Below are 22463 nucleotides of genomic sequence, written 5' to 3'. Positions count from 1 at the left end.
GTCCCCTATTCAAGCGCGGTGATAGGGGTGACCGGCCAGGATCGTAGCAGTACGGTAAATCTGCTCGAGCAGCAGGACGCGGACGATCTGGTGCGGCCAGGTCGCAGCGCCGAACGCAACCCCAAGCTTGGCTCTGCGCCGTAATTCGGGCGAAAGTCCGTCGGCGCCGCCGATTGCGAAGACGGCGGCCGGAATGCCTTCGTCCCGCCAGCGGCCGAGATAACCCGCAAAGGTTGTGCTGTCGACGTTCTGGCCACGCTCGTCGAGACACACGAGCACGGACTTGTCCGGGATTGCCGCCGACATCGCGGCGGCCTCCTCGGCGATGCGCGTTGCCGCGTCGCGGGCGCGGCTTTCCGGAATCTCATGAATGTCGAGGCCGCGAAAGCCGAGCTTGCGGCCGATGTCATCAAAACGCCCGCGGTAGCGCTCCGCGAGCTCCCGCTCGGGACCCTGCTTCAACCGGCCGATGGCGACCACGATCAGGCGCATGCGCACGGACTAGCACGTGCGCCGCACGATTCGCATCCGGCGCGGCGTGGGACCGCCTAGACCGTCTTCGCCGGGTTCGGCCCTTGAGTCCACAATCGCTCGAGATTGTAGAACTCGCGAACCTCGGGTCTGAACACGTGCACGATCACGTCGCCGGAATCGATCAGCACCCAATCGCAATTGGGCAGGCCCTCGATGTGGAGTTTCTTGGTGCCGGCTTCCTTCAGGCCCTTGGCGACGTTTTCCGCGATCGACCCGACGTGCCGGTTCGAGCGGCCCGTGGTGATGACCATGTAGTCGGAATACGCCGATTTGCCGTGAAGATCGATCGTGACCGTCTCCTCCGCCTTCATGTCTTCGAGGCGGGAGAGGATGGTGCGCAGGGTCTTGTCGGCGTCGGGTTGCGCCTGCAAGGCCGCATCTCGGGTCGACGTCTTACGCGCAGACTTGGCAGTGGCCGACTTGGTCGTCGTTGCCTTCGTCTTGGGTAAGGCCGACTGGGACAATACAGATGTGGTCAGGGACCATTCCTTTCACTGTATCGCAGGCCGAATCCAACCCGGCCTGCTGACCATACTAGGCATGTGGGGTTAACGGTTTCAACAATCCAGTGCCCCGACTGCCCGGCCCGACATTCTCGACCGGCCGCCCCGCTTCGGACCGTAACGGGACGGCAAGTTCCATGCACATCCGATGCCGCGCGACAGCGAGCGCGGCTGTTCAGAACGACTTCCAACTGCCGTCCGGGTTCCTCAGGCCCGTCGACGACAGGCTGAGCTTGAGGCCGGTGAGGTAGACCCAGGCTGGCGCGGCGCTGTCGGCGAGACGGCTAGCCTGCGCTTCGGGAATGCGATACCGCGCCAGGGCGCGTGCGGCGGGTGCGTTCAGGGCGCGGAAGCTGCGGGGCGGACGATCGACCACGGCCATCGGAACCTGGGCCGCGATGTGCTGCCACTTCTGCCAGCGATGGAACTGCGCGAGATTGTCGGCGCCCATGATCCACACGAAGCGCAAGCGCGATGCACGCCGGCGCAGATAATCGATCGTGTCGGCAGTGTAGCGGGTGCCAATGACGGATTCGAGACAGCTGATCTCGATGCGCGGATCGGCGGCGACTTTGCGCGCCGCCTCGGCGCGCTCGGCCAGCGCATGCAGCCCGCCATTGTTCTTGAGCGGATTGCCCGGCGTCACCAGCCACCAGACACGGTCGAGCTGCAGCCGCTTCAGCGCGAACAGGCTGATCGCGCGGTGCGCCTGGTGTGGCGGGTTGAACGAGCCGCCGAGCAGGCCGATGCGCATGCCGTCGCTGTAGGGCGGCAGCGCCTGGCGGATCGCAGGCCGCATGGCTGTGGCGTCGGTCACGGCGGCCCCCGCCTGCTGCTCGTGTAACTCAACCACAGGATGCGGCGGTCATGGCCGCGTCTGACCAGTGCCGTGAATGCGGTATTTGAAGCTCGTCAGCTGCTCGACCCCGACCGGCCCGCGCGCATGGAACTTGCCCGTGGCGATGCCGATCTCGGCGCCAAAACCGAACTCACCGCCGTCGGCGAACTGGGTCGAGGCATTGTGCAAGACGATGGCCGAGTCGACCTCGTTGAGGAACTTGTCGGCCGCGGCGTTATCGTCGGTGACGATCGCGTCGGTGTGGTGCGAGCCGTGCGCGTGGATGTGGGCGATCGCGCCCTCCACGCCGTCGACGACCTTGGCGGCGATGATCGCGTCGAGATATTCGGTGTCCCAATCCTCGTTGCTGGCCGGCTTCACCCGCGCATCGGCCGCCCGCACCGCATCGTCGCCCCGCACCTCGCAGCCGGCGCCAATCAGCATGTCGACCAGCGGCTTGATCTTGTCGGCGCTGGCGCGGTCGACCAGCAGCGTCTCCGCCGCGCCGCACACGCCGGTGCGTCGCATCTTCGCGTTCAGCACGATCGACTTGGCCATCTCGAGATCGGCGGCGCCATCGACATAGACGTGATTGACGCCTTCGAGATGCGCGAACACCGGCACGCGCGCCTCCGCCTCGACGCGGGCGACAAGGCTCTTGCCGCCGCGCGGCACGATGACGTCGACGCCGCCGTTCAGGCCCGACAGCAGCAGGCCGACTGCGGCGCGATCGCGCGTCGGCACCAGCGTGATCGCGGCCTCCGGCAGGCCCGCCTCGCGCAGCCCCTCGACCATACATTCATGGATCGCCCGGCAGGAGCGGAATGAGTCCGAGCCGCCGCGCAGGATCACCGCATTGCCGGACTTCAGGCAGAGCACGCCGGCATCGGCCGCCACATTGGGACGACTTTCGAAGATCACGGCAATGACGCCGAGCGGCACCCGTACGCGCTCGATGGTCATCCCATTCGGCCGCTGCCAGCTCTCGGTCACGACGCCAACCGGATCGGCGACGCCGCGTACCACGGCGATGCCGTCGGCCATCGCGGCGACGCGGGCCGGGGTCAGGGTGAGGCGGTCGAGGAAGGACGACGTCATGCCGCCGGCCTTGGCCTCGGCGACATCCTCGGCGTTGGCAGCGATGATGGCGTTTGCTTGGACCCGGATTCGGCGCTCCATCGCCTCGAGCGCCCGGTTCTTCTGTTCGGCCGGCGCCAGCGACAGCACGCGCGCAGCCGCACGGGCGCGCGTGGCGAGGTCGTTCATCAGCGCAGGCAGATCGGCGCTGCCGTCGATGGCTTTGAAAGGCGCGGTCATGGGCTTTTCAACCTTGAATTAAGGCTCTCCAGTAGCACGGAACGAGGCCGTTTGCGAACGCCGGTGCCTTGGCCTCAGGCTGGGCCGGCGCCCGCCGGCCCGATCACCAGGTCGTCGCGATGAATCATCTCGGCGCGGCCGGAGATGCCGAGGATGACGGCCACGTCCGGCGACGACCGGCCCTTGATCCGCTCGGCATCATCGGCGTCATAGGCGACGAGGCCGCGGCCGATCTCATGGGTGTCGGGGCCGCGCACCACGACGGCATCGCCGCGGGCGAACTGGCCGTCGACACGGATGACGCCGGCCGGCAGCAGGCTCTTTCCGGCGCGCAGTGCGGTCACTGCGCCGGCATCGATCGTCAGCGTGCCCTTCGGCTCCAGCGAGCCCGCGATCCAGCGTTTTCGCGCGGTGACCGGGTTCGCTGGCGTCAGGAACCAAGTGCAGCGGCCGCCATCGGCGATCGCCCGCAGCGGATGCTCGATCTTGCCGGACGCAATCAGCATGTGGGTGCCGCCGGTGGTGGCGATCTTGGCGGCTTCGATCTTCGTGCGCATGCCGCCGCGCGAAAACTCCGAGGCGGCGCTGCCGGCCATGGCCTCGATGTCGGCGGTGACGCTCTCGACCACGGGGATCAGCCGCGCATCCGGATCCTGCGCGGGCGGCGCGGTGTAGAGGCCGTCGATATCGGACAGCAGCACCAGCAGATCGGCGCTCGCCATGGTCGCGACACGGGCGGCGAGGCGATCATTGTCGCCATAGCGGATCTCGGCCGTCGCAACCGTGTCGTTCTCGTTGATGACCGGCACCGCGCGCCATTCCAGCAGCTTGGCGATGGTCGAACGGGCGTTGAGATAGCGCCGGCGCTCCTCGGTGTCCTGCAGCGTCACCAGGATCTGGCCGGCATTGACGCCGTGGGCGCCGAGCACCTCCGACCAGGTCCGCGCCAGCGCGATCTGGCCGACCGCGGCGGCCGCCTGGCTCTCCTCCAGCTTCAGCGGTCCGCGCGGCAGTTTCAACCGGCTGCGGCCGAGCGCGATCGAGCCTGAGGACACGACCAGCAGCTCGCAGCCGCGGCTGTGCAGCCTGGCGATGTCGGCGGCCAGCGCTGTGAGCCAGGAGGCGCGCACCTCGCCGGCGTCGGAATCGACCAGCAGCGACGAGCCGACCTTGACGACGATGCGGCGGAAATTTTCAAGACGGGGAGAAGCCATGGTGACAGTTCGGCCAGAGTCGGTGGCATTGAGCGCACATTGCGGGATTCATCGGAGCCGACGCCGCGAAGCCAGTCGCCTCCCCTCCCCCACAAGGGGGGAGGGAGTGCACCGAATGCGCGGTGAGAGCTTTCGAAAATCTGATCGAATGCCTGCTCCGGGCAGCCCTTCAGGGTGATGAGATACGAATTTGTTGCTGCGACATATGCGCCGGCCGCAGCCTGTGACGCAAGGTTCGGCGTGAGCGTCAGCCCTGCGGTGGCAGCGGCGCGGCCCATGGCTCCTCGGTCGCCGCGCTCTCGGTCGTGCTCTTGGCCTTGAGGGACACCGGCTGTTCGCCGACCACGTCGGCGAGCTTGCGCAGCGCTTCCTTGACGCCCTCGCCGGTGGCGCCGGAGATCAACAGCGGCGTCTTCTTGGCGGCGCGCTTCAGCCGGTCCCTCTGCTTCTTCAGCTCGTCCGGGTCGACCGCATCGATCTTGTTCAGCGCGACGATCTCCACCTTGTCGGTCAGCTCGCCGCCATAGGCTTCCAGCTCGTGCCGCACCGTCTTGTAGGCCTTGCCGGCATGCTCGCAGGTGGCGTCGACCAGGTGCAGCAGCACACGGCAGCGCTCGACATGGCCGAGGAAACGGTCGCCGAGGCCGGCGCCCTCATGCGCGCCCTCGATCAGGCCGGGAATGTCGGCCAGCACGAACTCGCGGCCGTCGGCGTTCACGACGCCGAGCTGCGGATGGAGCGTGGTGAACGGATAGTCGGCGATCTTCGGCTTGGCGGCCGAGACCTTGGACAGGAAGGTCGACTTGCCGGCATTGGGCAGGCCGACCAGGCCGGCGTCGGCGATCAGCTTCATGCGCAGCCAGATCCAGCGCTCCTCGCCGGGCTGGCCGGGATTGGCGTGGCGCGGCGCCCGGTTGGTCGGCGACTTGAAATGCGCGTTGCCAAAGCCGCCATTGCCGCCCTGGGCCAGCACGAAGCGCTCGCCGACCGCGGTAAAGTCGTGGATCAGCGTCTCCCGGTCCTCGTCGAAGATCTGGGTGCCGACGGGAACCTTGAGCACCACCGACTTGCCGCCTGCGCCATGACAATCCTTACCGGACCCGTTTCCCCCCCTCTGGGCCTTGAAATGCTGCTGGTAGCGGTAGTCGATCAGGGTGTTGAGGCCGTCGACGGCCTCAATCACGACGTCGCCGCCGCGGCCGCCATTGCCGCCGTTCGGGCCGCCGAACTCGATGAACTTCTCGCGCCGGAACGCAACGCAACCGTTGCCGCCGTCGCCGGAGCGCACATAGACCTTGGCTTCATCGAGGAATTTCATAGGGCTCTAGGTAGGCGAGGCGGGCCTCCGGGGCAACTCAAACCGCCGCGGATCGCGCGGAAAAGCGCAAGATTCCCGCCCCGGTCAGGGCCGAAGGCCGCTCGCGCAGCACCGCGACGACCTGCCGCTACGGCGGCTCGAGATCGCCGCCGCCCCTCTTTGCGATCTCCGCGATGTCGTTCGGGGACGGGACGGCGGTGGGCTGAGGCAAAGCCAAGCCGCCGCGCAATCTCGCAAATTGGCGCGCGAGTTGCGGAGCCGCAGTGCTCGTCCCGATCAGGCGCAGGACGGCGCCGCTCCGGTTACCCCCGGCACGGATTCCGGTGAGGGCGTTGTCTTCGTCACAGGGCAGCACGTAATCCGGACCGATGCGGTGGCCGCCGCGGGGCCGGCCCGCCGATGAATAAGGCGTCTTGCGGCCATCCGCCACCACGTACCCGCCTGCAACATGGACCCGGTGCTTCTTGCCGGTTGCGATCCCGTTCAGCGTCCCAAAACGATCCAACAGCGATCCGGTCCGATCGAACTCCCCGTCGATGCGCGTGCAACTGGCCCCAGCCGACCGGGTTTGCTCCCAGTTGGAATCGACAAAATGCGAGCGTTTGGCCCCCGTGCGCGCGCCCATGTTCGGATCGGTGCGCGCCACATAGGCGTGCATTTCGGCGTTTTCGGGAATGCCGTTGACCTTGATGGTCCAGTCGCCGTGCTCGTTGCTGGCCTGATCTTCTGGCCTCACCACGGTCGGGCCGACTTCGAGCAGCCACATCCTGTCTTTGCCCCAGACGATCGGGCCGATCAGCTGAGGGGTGGTGCCGCCCGGCTTCGGAAGCGTTGTTCCGATGACAGCACTGCCTGATGTCAGCTGAACTTTGCCGCTCGGCGACGTCAAGGTGACGGTGACTCCCTGGGCCTCATCGTCCTCCATCCAGATCTCTGCAAAGACCAGCACGGTATTGTCCGGCGGCAAACGCCAGATCCATTCGACGTGCTCGGGCTGCTCGCTGTCGCTGGTGAAGACGACGTGACCGTCGCTGAGATAGGCGTTGCCGGCGGAGAGCACGATGTCGAGCTTCGGCTTGTTGTTCTTGCCGTTGTATTCAGCAACCAGAGCCGACAAGGCGCTCTCGAGTTCTGCCGTGCCGTCATGCGGGCCGGTGGTCGGACCGTAGCTGAGGTTGATGATCACGTTCCTGGTCTTGACCGGGTCTGCAAACGACAGAATGTACTGGATGCCCTGGACGACATAGGTCTTAAGCCACACGCCAGTCGCATCCCGGATACATTCATCGGAGAATTGCACGAACACGACGTCAGCGTCGCACGCAGGATCAGTCGAGGGGCGACCAGGTGTCCAACTCGGCGGATCGCGGCGGTCCTTGCCTGGTTTCGACGGGCCGATACGAGAGGAAATCGGAACAGGCCCCGCCAGGACGTCCATGACATGGCCCCCATGCGAGTCCCGGCGTGCGAGGGTCGTGAACCCGGCGGCTGCGTAACAGCCATCCTCGTCGACGCCATCGGTAGCTGTCGCGTGCAGCGAGATCCAATCGTCGAGTCCGATCTGCTGCGGCTCTATGCCGGCGGCGAAATCGCGTCGGTACTCGAGACCGTAGGCAAAGTCGGTGAGCTCCATTCCGAACTTGCGCGTTCCGATCGCGACCGGCTGCTTATTCTGGTTCTGATCCCAGATGGCTCGGACCCGCGTGCTCAGTGGGCCGCTGGTTCTTAGGAAGCGCGCCGCAGAAAACGGGCAGCCATCGTCCAGCATGCCGATCAGAAGCGGTCCTGGCGCCTCCTTACCTTCCTTGAAGCGGTGGCGGATGGGCGCACTCTTTTGGAAGGACTTGGGAGATGGCGGTTTGACCGGCAAGGATAACGCGACCCGGTTGACATAATTGCCCCAGACGGACTCGTGCAATGCGCTATCCAGCACCGCGCTCGCGCGGCAGCGCATCGTCAGGTACCGCGAGTCTGCCGCATAAGGCGCGAGTTCGATGCCGTACTTTGTCTTGGCGAACTCGGGCTGGGTTGGTTCCAGCTGGCCCGCCACTTTCGCGAAATCTGCGGCCGTTCCAGCCTCTTTCAGCTCGATCAGGAGCAGGAGCCTGTATTTGTCATCGTCGAAACGATCCCATTTTTCCTGGAGGTTTTCCTCGAAGTTCTTGAATTCCGTCGAGATCGCGTATCGGAGATAGGGATCGAAGCATCTCGGATAGCTCTTGGGCGCCCCGGGCTCGGCCATGGCTCGCTCTCCGCCTGAATTATGGGTAGCTCGGAACGCCAAATCTGCCCTTCCACTCCGCTTGAGCCTCACACCAGACGTGATGCATCAGAGGGGACTGGGTGACGTTCACGCCGGCAGATTGCGAGAAGTAGAACGGACCCTGGTCGAGATCCTGGGCCGGGACGATCGTGGTGTTGAACGGATTGAAATCCGTCGTCGGGTATTGGTCGATTCCTGCCGCAAGGAAGGTCCGCTTCATGAAGGGCTGGCTCGTCTCGTCCCCATCGCAACGCCCGACAAAGTACTCGCCCAGGGCGACGCCCAGCATGCGTCCCGCCATGCTGTCAGCCGGAAAGTGGACGCCGGCGATGACGCGGTTGGTCGTGATCCGGGCACACACGCGATCGAGCTGATCGATGACCCATTTGTGCCGCGTCGGATCAAGCTTCAGCAACTGCTTCAACACGTAGGTGACCGCATAGGTCTGCGTCGCGTGCCCCATCGGGAAGCTTCCATGCCCCGGGGTCGTGATCATCGGCTGGACCTCGGCGTTGTATTCGACCGGACGGTAGCAGCCCAGCGCGTGCTTGACGCGCATCTCCACGTAGACGCAAAATTGCAGCACCATGTTGATGAGTTCGAATGTGCGCCGCGTCCGCTCGGCATGGAGGTAGACGATCGATGCCCAGAAAGCGAACTGCGGATCGATCTGCGCCAGGATTTCCGTGGCGCGCTCGTTGCGCAGTTCGGCCCAACTGAGGACCAGGGGGATCTGCTGTTCGAAGGTGGTTTGTGCCGGCCGCTGAATTTCGGCGATCAGCGATCTCTGTCCGGATACGGACGACCATATCTGGAAGGCGTCAGAGCTTGACGGTTGAGAGTTTGCCGTGATGCCCTGGAAGGTGATGCCTTGCAGCATCTCTCCGATAGCAACATAGGCGCGAACCCACGCCTCCCAGCGCTCCATTTGGGCGGGGTCATCGATGACCGGGAGCGCCGGCTCATAAAGCACGAGCGGTTTTTCGGTGACGATGCTGCCCTCGCGCACATGGATCAATGCATCGACCATCACCGGATTGGCATAGACATCGCCAAGCGTGCCGAGTACGGCACCGCCCGCGCCGCCGACGCCACCGGCACCACCCGCGCCGCCTGCTCCGCCGGCGCCTCCAGCACCACCCGCTCCGCCCGCTCCGCCGGCACCACCTGCGCCGCCCAGTTGGCCCATGTCCGCCTCCTATGATTGAGTCAGCTCACAATGGTAGGGTCGTCCTTTCAGTTGCAGTTCGCCGGGCGATACTCACTCAGCTGTCGACCAGTTCACACGCCCGGATCCTTTTCGTCCTCAATGCCGCTTGGAGTTGCCGTTACCGGATGGCAGGCCGGCTAACGCCAGACAGCGCGCCCATTCCCGACCGGTTTCGAGCTGAGCGTTCGGCATGCGGGCAAGATAGGTTTCGACCGTCAGCGTCGGGTCGACCTCCCGCACCTTCGCTAGTGTCGATCGGGCCTCCTCCATTCGGCCCTGCAGCACGAGCGCAATGGTCAAGGCTCGCCACGTCGAGGGGTGCATGCGGTTGAGTGCCAGCGATGAGCGCGCAAGTCTTTCAGCGGTGGCATAGTCATGAGCGGAAAGTGCAGCCGTCGCGCTGAGCGACTCGAAGTAATAGCGCATCGGATCAAGCGGCGAGAGCTCCATGGCGCGCTGGGTCTCGTGCACTGCAGCGGCACCGTCACCCTTGAATGCGTCGACCGTCCCAAGGAACAGCCAGCCGAGCGCGTGGCTGGGGTTTGCGAGGACGGCCGCCTCGCAACGCCTGCGCGCCATGTCGAGGTCTTTGAACAGATGACAGTAGACGAACCCCTCGGCTGCGAGCGCGAGCGCGTCGGACGGGTCGCGATCAAGCGCGGCATGGGTCGTCGCCAGGGCCTCGGCTGCGTCGCGGGTGCGGTCCTCGGACCAGCCTCGTGTCAGTCGCAGGATGTACCAGTGGCCGAGCCAGGCGCGCGGGGCCGCAATACGGCCGTGCCGGTTGATCAGCTCCTCGAGGATATTGCGTGTCTGGAGAAACTCTTCCCTGGTGGACCTGTGCATGAGCTTGATTGCGCCGAGCAGGAGCGAGTAGCTCTCGAGCGTCGGCAGCGGCTGGGTCAGGATATGGTCGACCTCGGCGTCGAACACGGCGAAGTGTACGGCTCGTGCGATGCGATCGGCCATCTCGCTTTCGGGCCGAAGCAAATCCTCGACGGATCCACTGAGCCGATCCGTCCAGATCACCTGATCGTCGCGGGCGGCGGAGAGCTCAGCAGTCACCATGATCTGGCTGCCGTTGGCCACATAGGCTCCACTGAGGACGTAGGCCGCACCCAGATGCGCCGAGACCTGGCCAAGGTCGCTGGTCCGACCGCGGAACACGGCGGTCGAAAGCCGCGAGATCACCTTGAGATTCGCAGACTTCGACAGGCGCCAGATCACGCCGTCGGCGATCAGGTTGCCGACGTCCACGAGCCCAGGCGCCTCGGTTCGGGCTGCGAATGGAATCACGGCAATGCTCGGCTGCATCGCCGCTCCGTAGTCGCGCCTCCCGGCGATGGTCGGCTGCGGCCCCGGCGGACCGACGCGGTATGCTCGAACCGGCCTGTCAAAGTGCTTCAAAACGCAGTTGCCGAGATCTTCGCAGACCGCGTCGACGCCATGCGTCAATTCGTCACGCGCGGCGGCGCTCCCGATCGTCTCGCCTGGGCTGGCGAGGCTAGCCAGAGCGGCAGCCAGCTCCTCCTGCGCCGATGCGCTTGCGATCGTCTCGCCGGGTCCGGCCAGAGTTGCCAGCCGTGCCGCAAGGTTGACGCCGGTCCCGTAGATGTCGACGCCATCGCTCCAAGCCATTGCGGCGTTGATGCCCGCACGCAAGTGAAGATGTCGATCCTCCGGGAGCCCGGCGTTCTGCGCAGCCGCCGCTCGATGCATCTCGGCAACGGCATTCACGGCATCCCTGACGGTCTCGAAACGAGCAAGCAAGCCGTCGCCAAGGCTTTTCACAAGAGTGCCCTGATGCCGGGGCAATATTTCCGACGCGATCAGGCGGATGAGTTCGGTCCAGCGCTGAACGGTAGCAGCCTCATGCGCGCTCATCAGGCGCACGGATTCGACCACATCGACCAACAGCACCACGGTCTGCTGCAGCACCAGACTTGCCGCAGCATTCCCCATCGCGGGCGGTTCCGCCCGGAGATCCAGCTCGTTCTTGCCCTCCGCATCACTGCTCATATCGGACTCGAAACGGGCGCACGCCCTGTTTCATGACGCGGCGGCCAGCCGAGATGTCGCGCGGGTTCAAGCGATGCGGTGCCGGCGCTGCCCTGCTGCCGACGAATGTGGGTATGGGGATATGCTGCGTTGGCATGACCAGATACTCGAACCGCTTCTAGAGCCGCCATCGCGCGTCAGATTCGGAGCGCCTCGTCCCAAATGCAACTGCATATGATGGGTTTTGCCGAGCGCCCGAATGGTTCAGCAAAATCGCAGGTTGAAGAACCGGATCGAAAAGAAGCTGCAGTATGAGGCCCGGGCGAGTGTGGTGCGCCGGAACCCCGGCTCGCTTAATCGTGATCTTGTGATCGGCGCCTGTGTTTGCGCATCTTCCCGCCAAGGGCTTGTCGCGCGCGCTCACGACTCCTAAACGAGCCGATGAAGAAGTGAAGGCCGGGATACCGCGACCATATCGCACCCGGGCTTCAGCCAGAACAACCAGCCCATTGCGCAATGACCCTCCTCTCCCGGATCTCCGTCCAAAACGATGTACGATCGGCGCGGCTGGCCGGCATCGGCCTGATGCTGCTGTCGATTTCGATGTTCTCGTTCGGCGATGCCTTGGGCAAGTTCCTGGTGTCGACCTATGCCGTCGGCCAACTGCTGTGGCTGCGCGCCTGTGCGGCGCTGCTGCTGCTCGCGCCGTTCATCTGGCGCAACCGAGCCGCCTTTCTGCAGCTCGAGCGTCCCTGGCTACAGCTGGTGCGCGTGATCCTGTCGACGCTCGAGGTCGCGGCGTTCTTTCTCGCCACCGTCTATCTGCCGCTCGCCGACGTCATCACCTACTATCTCGCAGGTCCCATCTTCGTCACCGCGCTGTCGGCGCTGGTGCTGCGCGAGCATGTCGGCTGGCGACGCTGGACCGCGATCCTGATCGGCTTCTGCGGCGTGCTGATCGCGCTGCGGCCCTCGGCGCAGACCTTCAGCCTGCCGGCCCTGATTGCGCTCGGCGGCAGTCTGTCGTTCGCGGTGCTGATGCTGATCACGCGCAGCCTGCGCGCAACGCCGGACATCGTGATGGCGTCGTCGCAATTCGTCGGGACCTTCCTGCTCGGCGCGGCGATGTCCTCGTTCGGCTGGGTGACGCCGACGCCCGGCAGCCTGGTGATGTTCGCAGCCGCCGGCATCATCTCGGTGACCGCGCTGTTCTGCGTCAACCGCTCGCTGAAGCTCGCGCCGGCCTCAGTGGTCGTGCCCTATCAGTACACGATGATCGTCTGGGCCGTGCTGTTCGGCTTCGTCGTGTTCGGAGACGTGCCGCATCCCGCGACGATCGTCGGCGCCACCATCATCATCGGCGCGGGGCTGTACATCTACTTGCGGGAACGAAGCCTGGGGCAGGGACAGGGTGCGGTGAATCCGCCGGCCTGAGATGCCACCCTCCCCTGGAGGGGGAGGGTTGCCTCACCCGGAGCGAAGCGACACGTGAGGCGGGGTGGGGTGATCCCTCCACACGCGCCAGCGTCCGCGGAGAGATCACCCTACCCCGCTCGCCCGCTTCGCGTGCGATCGACCCTCCCCCTCCAGGGGAGGGTGGCCCGGCCTAGTTCCGCCGTCCCGCGTTGGCCCAGGCCTTCAGCGACCCCCAGACACCGCGGGTGAGGCGGAAGGCGTCGACCGGGGCGGACGAGCCGAGCACCTCGAAGCGGTGCAGCTCGACGCCGGTCCATTGGAAGCCGCACTTTTCGAGGATGTTGCGCGAACCAGGATTGCTGACGCGGGCGTGCCCGATCAGCACGTCCTCATCGCCCTCCTCGAAGAAATAGTCGATCGTGGCGCGCGCCGCCTCGGTGCCGAAGCCGCGGCCCCAATGATCGACGCCGAGCCAGTAGCCGAGCTCGGCCCGCCCTTGCGCAGGACGGTTAATGCCAACCATGCCGATCGGCGTGTCCAGGTGTTCGATCAGGAAGGCGGTCTCGCCTGCCTGCTCCGCCAGCGCGCGCACGAAACGGGCGGCATCGACCTCTGAATACGGGTGCGGCAGGCGGCGGGTGTTCTCGGCGATGCGCCGGTCGTCGGCGAGCCGGGCGATGGCAGTCACGTCCGCGAGCACCGGCGCACGCAGCGTCAGCCGGGGGGTCTCGAGGACGCAAGGTCTCGCCTCGCGCAAGGTGGGAGTCGTGATGTCCTGCAGCATGTCGGGCTCCATCGACGCTTCGGGATCAACTGATCAGCGAAAAAGAAAAGGGGAGGCCGGTTGTCCCGCCTCCCCTGGAGCCATCTGGCGCTCCGCCGGTTCATCAGGACCCGGCGGACGCATGTTGTTCCACCGTTATTCTATTCGGCAGCCTGGGCGGCTACCGGTCGCACCGAAATGAACGTGCGGTTGGCCCGGTCATGGAACTCGACGACGCCCTCGATCTTGGCGAACAGGGTGTGGTCCGTGCCCATGCCGACGTTGAGGCCGGGGTGCCAGGTCGTGCCGCGCTGACGCGCAATGATGTTGCCGGGAATTACACGCTCGCCGCCGAACGCCTTGATGCCGAGGCGCTTGCCCTTGGAGTCGCGTCCGTTGCGGGATGAACCGCCTGCCTTTTTATGAGCCATCGCTCGTCTCCGATCTCGCGATCACCTTTAGCGCGATTCCGCCAAGGGATCATTCACATTTGCTGGGCGCGGACGAAAAATCCGCGCGATGAGGGTTCAAGCCAATGCGGCGCGGCAATCGCGCCGGCACGCTTACTCGGCGGCGTCGGCCGCCGGGGCTTCCGCCTTGGCCTTCTTCGGCCGCGGGCCCTTGGTCGGCTTGGCGTTGCCGGTCAGGATTTCGCTGACGCGGATCAGCGTCAGCTCGTCCCGGTAGCCGCGCTTGCGGCGCGAATTCTTGCGGCGGCGCTTCTTGAACGCGATGACCTTGGGGCCGCGCTTGTGGTCGAGCACCTCGACGGCCACGGACGCGCCGGCCACGGCGGGCACGCCCAGCACCGGGGTGTCGCCACCGACCACCAGCACTTCGTTCAGCTGCACGATCGTACCGGGCTCACCGTCGATCTTGCCAATCTCGAGCACATCATCCGGGGCGACGCGGTATTGCTTGCCGCCGGTCTTGATGACTGCGAACATCGTTCTCATCCTTCGTGTTCGATCCCGGCCTCGAAGCACCATGGCCCCGGGTCGGCTTCTTGTTCAGTCGTTATGGTTCATGAAGTCCGGCCCGATCGGGACCGGCGTCGCGCCCTTGGGCTCAACACCCGCCGGATACGCGCAACGACAAACGGCGCGAGAACACCCGCGCCGGTCGATCGGGTGCTTATAGCCGGGTCGGCTGACGAGTCAAGGGAAAGGGGCGAATAGGGAGTAGCGCGAGTAGGGAACGCAGGTGGTGGCTAACTGTGGAGCCTCAGGAGGTTGTCCTCGGTTAAACCGAGTCTGCTGATAGGCGGCTGGGAGTTTATGCCGCCGTGAGGCCGGTGCCAATTATACTGGTGCAGCCAGATGGGCAGTTGCGCGGCGCGCTGATCGGAAGTGGGATAGGTGTGTGCATAGGCCCACTCCCGGAGCGCTGTCTGGATAAAGCGCTCAGCCTTGCCATTGGTTCTGGGCGTGTAGGGCTTGGTGCGGATATGCTTGAGACCAATATCGCGGCAGGCCTTATCGAAATCGAAGCCGATATAGCAGCCACCGTTGTCGGTCATGACGCGGGTGACGGTAACGCCCAAGCTCTTGTAGTGAGCGACAGCGGCCTTGAGAAACGCAACAGCACTCTCGGCGGTCTGATCAGGCTTGAGCTGTGAAAAGGCGACACGGGAGTGGTCATCGATGCAGACATGCATGTACTCCCAGCCAAGTCCGCGACAATGACTATAGCCGTTCCGATTGCCGGTGACGCGATGGCCGCTTTGCGCGAAACGGCCGAGCTTTTTGATATCGATATGGATCATCTCGCCCGGCGCAGCGTGCTCATAGCGACGCACGGGTTCGATCGGCTCCAGATCACGGATTCGGTTCAACCCCAGTCGTCGCAGAACGCGGCTGACCGTGGCCGGCGACACCTTAACCTCAGCCGCAATCTGCTTGCCCGTGTGGCGCTGACGGCGCAAAGCCTCGATAGCGGTACATGTGGCAGCAGTGGTTTGGCCTGGCGATGAGTGCGGTCTGGAGGAGCGATCGAGCAATCCCTCGACACCTTCCTCGCGGAACCGCTTCACCCATTTGGCTACGGTCTTCGGCGTCGTATTGTACTGGTAAGCAGCTTCAGCATAGCTCAGCCCACCCTCAACGACACTCCGCACCATCGCCTCTCGACCTTTCGGTGTCATAGGCGCATTCTTGTGGACGTCCATCTGGTCTCTCCTTGGAACACTGAAGCTTCGCAACCTCAGCTTCCTCGGTTCAGACCGGATGGACAACCTCCTGGAAGACCACAGCTAACCTCGACCCCTATTCGCTTCTCCCTATTCGCCATTCGCCTCTCCCGCCGCAACCAAACTGTCGCCTGCGCCGTTGTCCGGGCCAACGCACAGCACGGCAGGGATCCGATGGCCGACGACGTCATGACCACCACGGGCATCGCCCGCCACGGCGCGGCGCGGCTGCCGTCGGTCGAGATCGACAGCTTCAACATCGAACTCAAGGACGAAGATGGCTTCCTCGGCGATCGCGCCTCCAAGGGCGCGTTCCGCAAGATCCTCGAGCGCTGGCGCAAGCCGTTGCGCAAATCCGACAAGGACCCGTTCGGTGACGAGGACAGCGACACCATCAGCAAGAAGGTACTGGACGCAATCTTGGTCGGCGACGACACCGAGGCTTCGGCGGTGGTGCATTCGGCGATCGAGGAATTCGCCCAGGAGCTCGCTTATGTGACCCGGCGCTTCCTGCGCACCAAGGCCTGGGCCAAGACCGAATGCATCGTGGTCGGCGGCGGCTTTCGGGATTCCCGGCTCGGCGAGCTCGCCATCGCGCGCACCGAGATCATCCTCAAGGACGAGGGCTTCGGCGTCGAGTTGGAGCCGATCCGCTACCATCCCGACGATGCCGGGCTGATCGGCGCGCTGCATCTGGCGCCGTCGTGGATCTTCGAGGCCCATGACAGCATCCTCGCGGTCGACATCGGCGGCACCAACATCCGCTGTGGCGTCGTCGAGACCGCCCGGAAGAAGGCGCCGGACCTGTCCAAGGCGTCGGTCTGGAAGTCCGATCTGTGGCGCCATGCCGACGACGAGCCGACGCGGGAAGGAGCCGTCAAGCGGCTCGCCAAGATGCTGAAGGGCCTAATCGAGGAGGCCGATACCGAGGGGCTCAGGCTCGCGCCGTTCATCGGCATTGCCTGTCCCGGCGTGATCAGCGAGGACGGCTCGATCGAGAAGGGTGCGCAGAACCTGCCGGGCAATTGGGAGAGCAGCAAGTTCAACCTTCCGGCCAGCCTGGTCGAGGCGATCCCGATGATCGGCGATCACGACACCGCGGTGCTCATGCACAATGACGGCGTCGTCCAGGGCCTGTCCGAGGTGCCGTTCATGCAGGAGTTCGAGCGCTGGGGCGTGCTGACCATCGGCACCGGGCTGGGTAATGCCCGCTTCACCAACCGTCGCAAGGAGAACGGTCGCAAGGACAAGGATGACACGTCGAAGGACGAGAAGGGCGACGACAAGAAGGCGGCCAAGAAGAAGAAGGATTGAGCGTCGGCGCGGCCGCACCACTGTGTCTCTCGGCGGCCGGGAGGGAGCGATGCTGCGTTGCAGCGGGGGTGCCTCCCCGGTCCAAGACGTGCGGAAAACCGCCGTGCAACCAATCGGATGGCCTGAAACCCGGTAACCTTGACTGGTTAGGTTAAGGAACGGTTCACATTGCGATGCACGCGCAGATGGCCCAGGGTCGCCGGCGTCGCTCAGGCCGGCCGGATTGACCCCCGTCTCTTCCGTCGGTTTCCCCAAGATGTAGCGACACGGGACCGCCGGTATGTGTCAGCGTACGGCGGTCCCACCCTCTTGCTTGTCCTTTGTCCTTTTCGACCTCCGCCAGCCATCGCGGCCTGCAACGACCAAACAATCATCAGCATGGTGCCAGTCCATATTTACGAACCGTCTAGTCGGTTTTATAAGAAGGCATCCCAAATGGGGTGGGATTTTGACGGCGCGCTCGCGCCCAATATGAGCAGATGACGACCAGAGGCGCGAGATCTTGGCTGGCCGCCCTGGCGGTGACCGCGCTGGCCTGCGGCGGGGCGCAGGCGGCGGACCTGCCGGCGACCGCGTACAAGGCGCCGGCCTATGCGGCGGCGCCGTTCTCCTGGACCGGCTTCTATGCCGGCGCCAATCTCGGCGGTGCCTTCACCGGCAATGATGGGTTCGCCAATGCTGCGAGCGGCAATGGCGGCAAGCTGTCCGGGGTTATTGGCGGTCTGCAGGCCGGCTACAACTACCAGCTCTCGCCGCTCGTCGTGGTCGGCAGACCTCCGGCCGCGCCCGCGCCGGCGTCACGCTGCTCGACCAGCGGCTGTTTCTGTACGGCACTGCGGGCCTCGCGGCCGGCGAGCTGAAGGACGGTCCGATCCGCAAGGTGAAGATGGGATGGACCGCGGGCGGCGGTGCCGAATGGGCGTTCCTGCCGAAATGGTCGGCCAAGCTCGAATATCTCTACACCGACCTCAAGCACGACGGTCTGCCGGACTGGCGGGCAGCCAAGATCCACACGGTGCGGGCCGGCGTGAACTACCATTTCGACCTGTTCCGCTGACCGGAGCGCACCAGTGTCGACAGTGTTCGAAGGGCCCACGCGTCAGTCTCGGGCCTTCGGGACGCGCGGGTCGGGCGGTATAGCCGACTGACCCGCGCGAGCGGTTCGCTTCCCCGAGCGACCGCAACCGGCCTGCGCGCGCCGCGCGACGGTCCGGGGAAAAATTCGGCCGGCTGCCTTGTCACCCCCTGCATCGTGCCCTAGAACGACGCCCGACCCGGGGGCTCGCCCCTGATTTGCGCCTGGAGAGGTGGCAGAGTGGTTGAATGCACCGCACTCGAAATGCGGCATAGGTGCAAGCCTATCGGGGGTTCGAATCCCTCCCTCTCCGCCAGTTCCCCCGTCCGCCACCTCCCAGCGGGGCTTCATATGGGCCGTGATCGGTGAGCCAGACGTTCGATCCTGCCGCCTCCGATCCTGTTGCGCTCGACAAGCTGAAATCCCGCATTCAGGCTTTGCGCGCGAAGACAATCGCCAATGGCTGCACCGAGGACGAGGCGCTGTCCGCGGCCGCCAAGGTCGCCGAGCTGCTCGATCGCCACGACCTGTCGCTGTCGGACCTCGAGCTGCGGGCGTCGGCGTGCGAGCGCAAGGTCTACGAGACCCATCACAAGAAGCGCATTCCGCTCGACGACTGCATCGGCGCGATCGCGCATTTCTGCGATTGCCGGGTTTGGCGCGAGAAAAACCCGGCCGGCGAGGCGAGCTATGTGTTCTTCGGTCTCCCCGCGGATGTCGAGGTTGCGCATTATCTGGCGGAATTGATCGACAACGCCGTGCGCGCCGAGCTCGGCCGCTACAAGGCCTCGGCCGAGTACCGCCGGTTCCGGCACCAGGACCGGCATCTCGCCAACGCCTCCTTCGCGCTCGGCATGGTGGTGTCGATCGCCGACCGACTGGTGGCGATGAAGGCGGCCCGGGACCAGGTCAACCAGAGCAGCGGCCGCGGCCTGGTCGTGCTCAAGACCTCGATGGTCGATGCCGAATTCGGCAAGCTCGATCTGAAGCTGCGGTCGGCGCGCAGCACGAGCCGGATGGTGTCGACGGCGGCCTATGAAGCGGGAGGTGCCGCGGGCACCACGCTCGCGATCAGTCCGGGCGTCAGCGGAGCGCCGCAACGAAATGGACCGAAAGGGAGCTGAACTCAGTCCCTAACGGTCGTTGCCCTTATCGCTGGCATGTCCGACCCGATCGGCCGCTGATGGGGCAGGCCACCAGCGTTGGCTGCAGCAATCGTCGGTAGCGCATGCCCTCAGCTCTTCGCGCCCGGCCCCTTCAACGCATTCCAGGCCGCCTGGTTGGCCTGGTCGAACGCCTTGCGGGATTCGTTCAGGGCGGCGCTGAACACCGACCAGGATTCGCTGCCGGTCTGCTTCAGCTTCTCGAGATGAGCGCCGGCCTCCGCCGCGTCGGATTTGAGCTGCTTCAGCACGGCGTCGAGATCGGTGGTGCCGACCGTCGTCACCTTGGCCGCCGCCTCGCGAAACCTGTCGGCCGACTCCCGCCACGCCTTTGCCTGCGCAGCGGCGATGTCCTTGAAGGTCGCCTGCTGCTGCGCGGCCTGCTTGCCGGCGGCGTCGAAATAGGCCTTCATCTGCGCCTCGAATCCGGCCCAGTGCGCGTCCAGCTCGGTCTTCGCGCTGGCCATCGCGGCTTCGCCGGCCGCTGCCTGCGTCTTGAGCAGGGCTTCGAGGTCGCTGCGGCGCTTCTTCAAGTCCGCCATGATCTCCTCGGTCTTCACCTTGGATGCTGCTTCGACCTCGACTGCCTTGACCCCTAGCGACTCCAGCGCGGCATCCATCTCGTGGAGGCGCTCCCTGGCCCAGTTCAGGTAGACCTGCATCGTGCTCTGTGCCGGCATGGCTGCTCTCCTCTGATCCATCCTGCGACAAGCCATATAGAAACGGCGTCGTATAGTTTTGACATGCATCAAGGCCCCGGGGTGCCGGGCATCACGTTCGCGTGCAGGGCGGCAGTGCGCCCCGCATGGCGGACCGCCATGGCCGGTGCTAGTCATATCGTTCGAATATGATCGCACGAGGCGCGTCGAGATGACCGGTGACGAATTTCGTACGCTCGCTTTGTCGCTCGCCGGAACGACCGAGGCGCCTCACTTCGATCGCACCGCGTTCAAGCTGCACCGGACATTTGCGACCCTGGCCGCTGATGGCGCATCCGCCAACGTCCTGCTCACGCCCGACGAGCAGGAGCACTATGCCGGCCTGCTGCCCGGCGTGTTTCGCCGGGTCCCGAACAAATGGGGTGATCAGGGCTGGACCACCGTGTCGCTGGCCGATGTCGACGCCGCTTGCCTGCGCCCCGTGCTCGAGAGCGCGTGGCGCGCCGCGCATCGTCCGCAGGGATCACGCGGCCGCAGCAGGCGCTGAGCCGACCCCGCAACGAAATTCGCAGGCGGCGAAAAGGGTTCTCACACCCTCCGCCCGACCATCAGCAGGATGCCGCCGATCTGCGGCAGCAGCGCCAGCAGGATCAGGCGGAGCATGATGAAGTCCTCGGCGGAGGGCTTCACCACGCCGCGCGACACCCACGCCACAAGCTTGATCGCCGCCTCGGTCTGCGGGTCGGCGGTCTGGCTCACCGTGGATATCGCCGCGTCCAGCGCCAGCCGGCGTTCGGCGACGGCGGCCTCGCGCTCCCGACAGAACTTGCCAACGCCGCCCTTGCACTCGCGGTCGCGCGCGGTCATGGCATCCGCAAGCGCCGTCTGCGCGGCCTGCACCGCGGGCGTGACCCGGGAGGCGCGCGCCAAGGTGACGTCGCTGATGTTGGTCGAGGCGAAGCCGATGCCGGCGGTGACCGCGAACACGAAGGTCATCAGCCACACCGTCCAGCCGGTCAGTGCCGAGGCGCGATGGCGCCCCTGCCATAGCCTCGCGGCGCAGGTCGGCATCACCAGCGCGACGAGGTCGGCGGTGACCCCGACCGCGAGAAACATCCAGCCGGCCGTGCTGTTCGAGCCGAGCGAATGCGCGAACCAGCCGTTCATCGCCATGCCGACCGCGGCGAGCGCCAGCGCGGCCAGTTGCAGCAGGATCGACGAGGCGGTGAGGCGTCCGCGTGCGACCTTGGCCGGAGTGACCGGCGCGGCGGCCGGAACGACCTCGCCCTCGATCACCGCGGGCGTTTCCCGCGGTGTCATCGTCGTCGGCGCGGTTGCTGCGGGGATCGCCGCGGCGGCCGCGCTCGCGGCGGCCTCCGTCCGTGCCGGCTCGGCCGCCGCCCGGCTCTTCGCCGGCTCGTTCACGAACTCCAGGAAGTCCGGCATGATCAGCGTCTCGGAGGCCAGCATCTCGTCGTCGAGCGCCGCCGTCTTGGCCTTCTCCGCCTTGTCGGCTCGGGGACGCGGACGCGGCTTGACCACCTTGGCCCGCTTCGGACGCGGCTTGGCCGTCTTCGGCTGCTGCCAGGGAATGATGGATGCGACTACGGACTCATCAGCCATCGGGGCTGCTCCAATCGGTGGTGATGGGCGCGACGCTGCGTTTGCACGCAGCGCGTCTCGCGCCGGCATCGGGTGCACGTCTGATCGGGAATCGAGAGCGGCCCGCCTCGAGGCGGGCCTTCGTTCTTGCGGCCGGGCTGGCGTCGCGCGAAGAAATCGTTGGCGTCTCACGCGCCCTGATCCGCCGATGATGCGGAGGGCTTGCGGTCACAAGCGCCACGTAATGAGGCGGCGCCCGGAAGGTTCTGGTCCGCGCGGGGCCGGGCCGGTCAGCCGTGCGCCCAACACCCTTGTTCTTAACCAATGGTTAACACGGATTCGCCGGTTTCGAAACCACGCCGGGCCGTCGTCGGGATGTCAGCTCGCCGGCAACGGAGAACTGCGTCTTTGTGGTCACAACCGGAGGTGACGAGTTCTTTGTTCGATGGACGAACGCAGGGTGCCGCGCGCTGGCCAACGGGCTATGGTGGAATCTCGGAATCGGAGCTCTGTCGTCGTCTCATGCAATGTCCCTGCGGATCGGGTCTTCCCTATGATCGCTGCTGCGGTCCCTATCTCCATGGTGACGATCAGCCGCCGACCGCCGAGACGCTGATGCGCTCGCGCTATACGGCCTATACACGCGGCGACATCGGCTATGTTGAAGCGACGCTCGCAGCCGACCGGCGCGGTGCGTTCGATGCGGTAGCCGCGAAGGATTGGGCGACACGCGCGACATGGCTCGGCCTGCGCATCGTCTCGTCGGTCCGCGGCCAGCCCGGCGACGCCGACGGCGTCGTCAGCTTCGTCGCCAGCTATCGCGAGGCCGGCAAGACCATCGAGCACCACGAGGTCTCGCAGTTCCGCCGCGACGCCGACGGTGCATGGCGCTTCGTCGAGGGTGACGCGCGAGCCGTCGTCACGGAGCCGAAGCGGGCGGCTGCCACCGCGAAGGTCGGCCGCAATGATCCATGCCCGTGCGGTAGCGGCAAGAAATACAAGTTCTGCTGCGGGCGGTGAGCGCAGCGGCATTTCTCGATCGCGGTGCGTCGCTGGGTTGATAGGAGGGGGAGCCGCGACGGCGGGCT

20 protein-coding genes, 1 tRNA gene and 1 pseudogene are annotated in these 22463 nt (G+C 65.6%); 7 read left to right on the top strand and 15 right to left on the bottom strand.

What is annotated here, in order from left to right; translation table 11 throughout:
* Window positions 1–9: 9 nt before the first annotated feature.
* The 9 genes from rlmH to QW881_RS22730 all read right to left on the bottom strand — a co-directional run bounded on the left by rlmH (window position 10) and on the right by QW881_RS22730 (window position 11216).
* A complete protein-coding gene (rlmH, locus tag QW881_RS22770) occupies window positions 10–492 on the bottom strand; it encodes a 23S rRNA (pseudouridine(1915)-N(3))-methyltransferase RlmH (protein WP_315740728.1) in 483 nt (160 codons plus the stop codon).
* Between the two features lie 56 nt (window positions 493–548).
* Window positions 549–905: a ribosome silencing factor gene (gene rsfS, locus QW881_RS22765; protein ID WP_315757159.1), complete on the bottom strand. Its 357-nt coding sequence runs from the start codon at window positions 903–905 to the stop codon at window positions 549–551.
* Window positions 906–1212: 307 nt separating this feature from the next.
* Window positions 1213–1836 carry a nicotinate-nucleotide adenylyltransferase gene (locus QW881_RS22760; RefSeq protein ID WP_315757270.1) on the bottom strand — a complete coding sequence of 208 codons (624 nt, stop codon included), beginning with the start codon at window positions 1834–1836 and terminating at the stop codon, window positions 1213–1215.
* Between the two features lie 66 nt (window positions 1837–1902).
* The gene (locus QW881_RS22755) at window positions 1903–3192 is read right to left on the bottom strand and encodes a glutamate-5-semialdehyde dehydrogenase (RefSeq protein ID WP_315757160.1); all 1290 of its coding nucleotides are present in this window, start codon (window positions 3190–3192) and stop codon (window positions 1903–1905) included.
* A gap of 74 nt (window positions 3193–3266) precedes the next feature.
* On the bottom strand, window positions 3267–4406 hold the full coding sequence (proB, locus tag QW881_RS22750) for a glutamate 5-kinase (protein WP_315757161.1): 1140 nt from the start codon (window positions 4404–4406) through the stop codon (window positions 3267–3269).
* 247 nt (window positions 4407–4653) lie between these two features.
* Window positions 4654–5724: a GTPase ObgE gene (gene obgE / locus QW881_RS22745; RefSeq protein WP_315757162.1), complete on the bottom strand. Its 1071-nt coding sequence runs from the start codon at window positions 5722–5724 to the stop codon at window positions 4654–4656.
* 127 nt (window positions 5725–5851) lie between these two features.
* Complete coding sequence (locus QW881_RS22740) at window positions 5852–7966, bottom strand: hypothetical protein (protein WP_315757163.1); 2115 nt, start codon at window positions 7964–7966, stop codon at window positions 5852–5854.
* A 19-nt stretch (window positions 7967–7985) separates the two neighbouring features.
* Entirely contained in the window at window positions 7986–9176 is a 1191-nt protein-coding gene (locus QW881_RS22735) for a phosphatase PAP2 family protein (RefSeq protein ID WP_315757164.1), read from the bottom strand.
* A gap of 117 nt (window positions 9177–9293) precedes the next feature.
* On the bottom strand, window positions 9294–11216 hold the full coding sequence (locus QW881_RS22730; protein ID WP_315757165.1) for an adenylate/guanylate cyclase domain-containing protein: 1923 nt from the start codon (window positions 11214–11216) through the stop codon (window positions 9294–9296).
* A 495-nt stretch (window positions 11217–11711) separates the two neighbouring features.
* On the opposite strand from QW881_RS22730, the gene QW881_RS22725 reads away from it, so the two are divergent.
* Entirely contained in the window at window positions 11712–12629 is a 918-nt protein-coding gene (locus tag QW881_RS22725) for a DMT family transporter (protein ID WP_315757166.1), read from the top strand.
* Window positions 12630–12801: 172 nt separating this feature from the next.
* On the opposite strand, the gene QW881_RS22720 is transcribed toward QW881_RS22725, so the two are convergent.
* The 4 genes from QW881_RS22720 to QW881_RS22705 form a co-directional block, all read right to left on the bottom strand.
* Window positions 12802–13395: a GNAT family N-acetyltransferase gene (locus tag QW881_RS22720; protein ID WP_315757167.1), complete on the bottom strand. Its 594-nt coding sequence runs from the start codon at window positions 13393–13395 to the stop codon at window positions 12802–12804.
* A gap of 140 nt (window positions 13396–13535) precedes the next feature.
* Window positions 13536–13805 carry a 50S ribosomal protein L27 gene (gene rpmA, locus QW881_RS22715; RefSeq protein WP_008961804.1) on the bottom strand — a complete coding sequence of 90 codons (270 nt, stop codon included), beginning with the start codon at window positions 13803–13805 and terminating at the stop codon, window positions 13536–13538.
* Window positions 13806–13937: 132 nt separating this feature from the next.
* Entirely contained in the window at window positions 13938–14321 is a 384-nt protein-coding gene (gene rplU, locus QW881_RS22710) for a 50S ribosomal protein L21 (RefSeq protein ID WP_315757168.1), read from the bottom strand.
* 263 nt (window positions 14322–14584) lie between these two features.
* Complete coding sequence (locus tag QW881_RS22705; RefSeq protein ID WP_315755561.1) at window positions 14585–15541, bottom strand: IS481 family transposase; 957 nt, start codon at window positions 15539–15541, stop codon at window positions 14585–14587.
* A gap of 195 nt (window positions 15542–15736) precedes the next feature.
* On the opposite strand from QW881_RS22705, the gene QW881_RS22700 reads away from it, so the two are divergent.
* The 4 genes and pseudogenes from QW881_RS22700 to QW881_RS22685 all read left to right on the top strand — a co-directional run bounded on the left by QW881_RS22700 (window position 15737) and on the right by QW881_RS22685 (window position 19075).
* The gene (locus QW881_RS22700; protein ID WP_315757169.1) at window positions 15737–16876 is read left to right on the top strand and encodes an ROK family protein; all 1140 of its coding nucleotides are present in this window, start codon (window positions 15737–15739) and stop codon (window positions 16874–16876) included.
* 479 nt (window positions 16877–17355) lie between these two features.
* Window positions 17356–17933 (top strand): annotated as a pseudogene (locus QW881_RS22695) (outer membrane protein).
* A gap of 244 nt (window positions 17934–18177) precedes the next feature.
* A tRNA-Ser gene (locus QW881_RS22690) sits at window positions 18178–18267 on the top strand.
* Window positions 18268–18316: 49 nt separating this feature from the next.
* Window positions 18317–19075: a DUF2786 domain-containing protein gene (locus QW881_RS22685; protein WP_315757170.1), complete on the top strand. Its 759-nt coding sequence runs from the start codon at window positions 18317–18319 to the stop codon at window positions 19073–19075.
* Between the two features lie 110 nt (window positions 19076–19185).
* Here QW881_RS22685 and QW881_RS22680 read toward each other — a convergent pair whose 3' ends face one another.
* Window positions 19186–19794, bottom strand: coding sequence for a hypothetical protein (locus QW881_RS22680; protein WP_315757171.1), 609 nt, complete (start codon window positions 19792–19794; stop codon window positions 19186–19188).
* 190 nt (window positions 19795–19984) lie between these two features.
* Here QW881_RS22680 and QW881_RS22675 point away from each other — a divergent pair, with 190 nt between their 5' ends.
* Window positions 19985–20320 carry an MmcQ/YjbR family DNA-binding protein gene (locus tag QW881_RS22675; RefSeq protein WP_315757172.1) on the top strand — a complete coding sequence of 112 codons (336 nt, stop codon included), beginning with the start codon at window positions 19985–19987 and terminating at the stop codon, window positions 20318–20320.
* A 41-nt stretch (window positions 20321–20361) separates the two neighbouring features.
* Here QW881_RS22675 and QW881_RS22670 read toward each other — a convergent pair whose 3' ends face one another.
* On the bottom strand, window positions 20362–21396 hold the full coding sequence (locus QW881_RS22670) for a hypothetical protein (RefSeq protein ID WP_315757173.1): 1035 nt from the start codon (window positions 21394–21396) through the stop codon (window positions 20362–20364).
* Window positions 21397–21897: 501 nt separating this feature from the next.
* On the opposite strand from QW881_RS22670, the gene QW881_RS22665 reads away from it, so the two are divergent.
* A complete protein-coding gene (locus QW881_RS22665; protein ID WP_315757174.1) occupies window positions 21898–22395 on the top strand; it encodes a YchJ family protein in 498 nt (165 codons plus the stop codon).
* Window positions 22396–22463: the final 68 nt, after the last annotated feature.

Origin of the sequence: Bradyrhizobium sp. SZCCHNS3016, assembly GCF_032484535.1 — a bacterium.
Taxonomy (GTDB): domain Bacteria; phylum Pseudomonadota; class Alphaproteobacteria; order Rhizobiales; family Xanthobacteraceae; genus Bradyrhizobium.
This window is presented reverse-complemented; position numbering and strand designations above follow the sequence as displayed.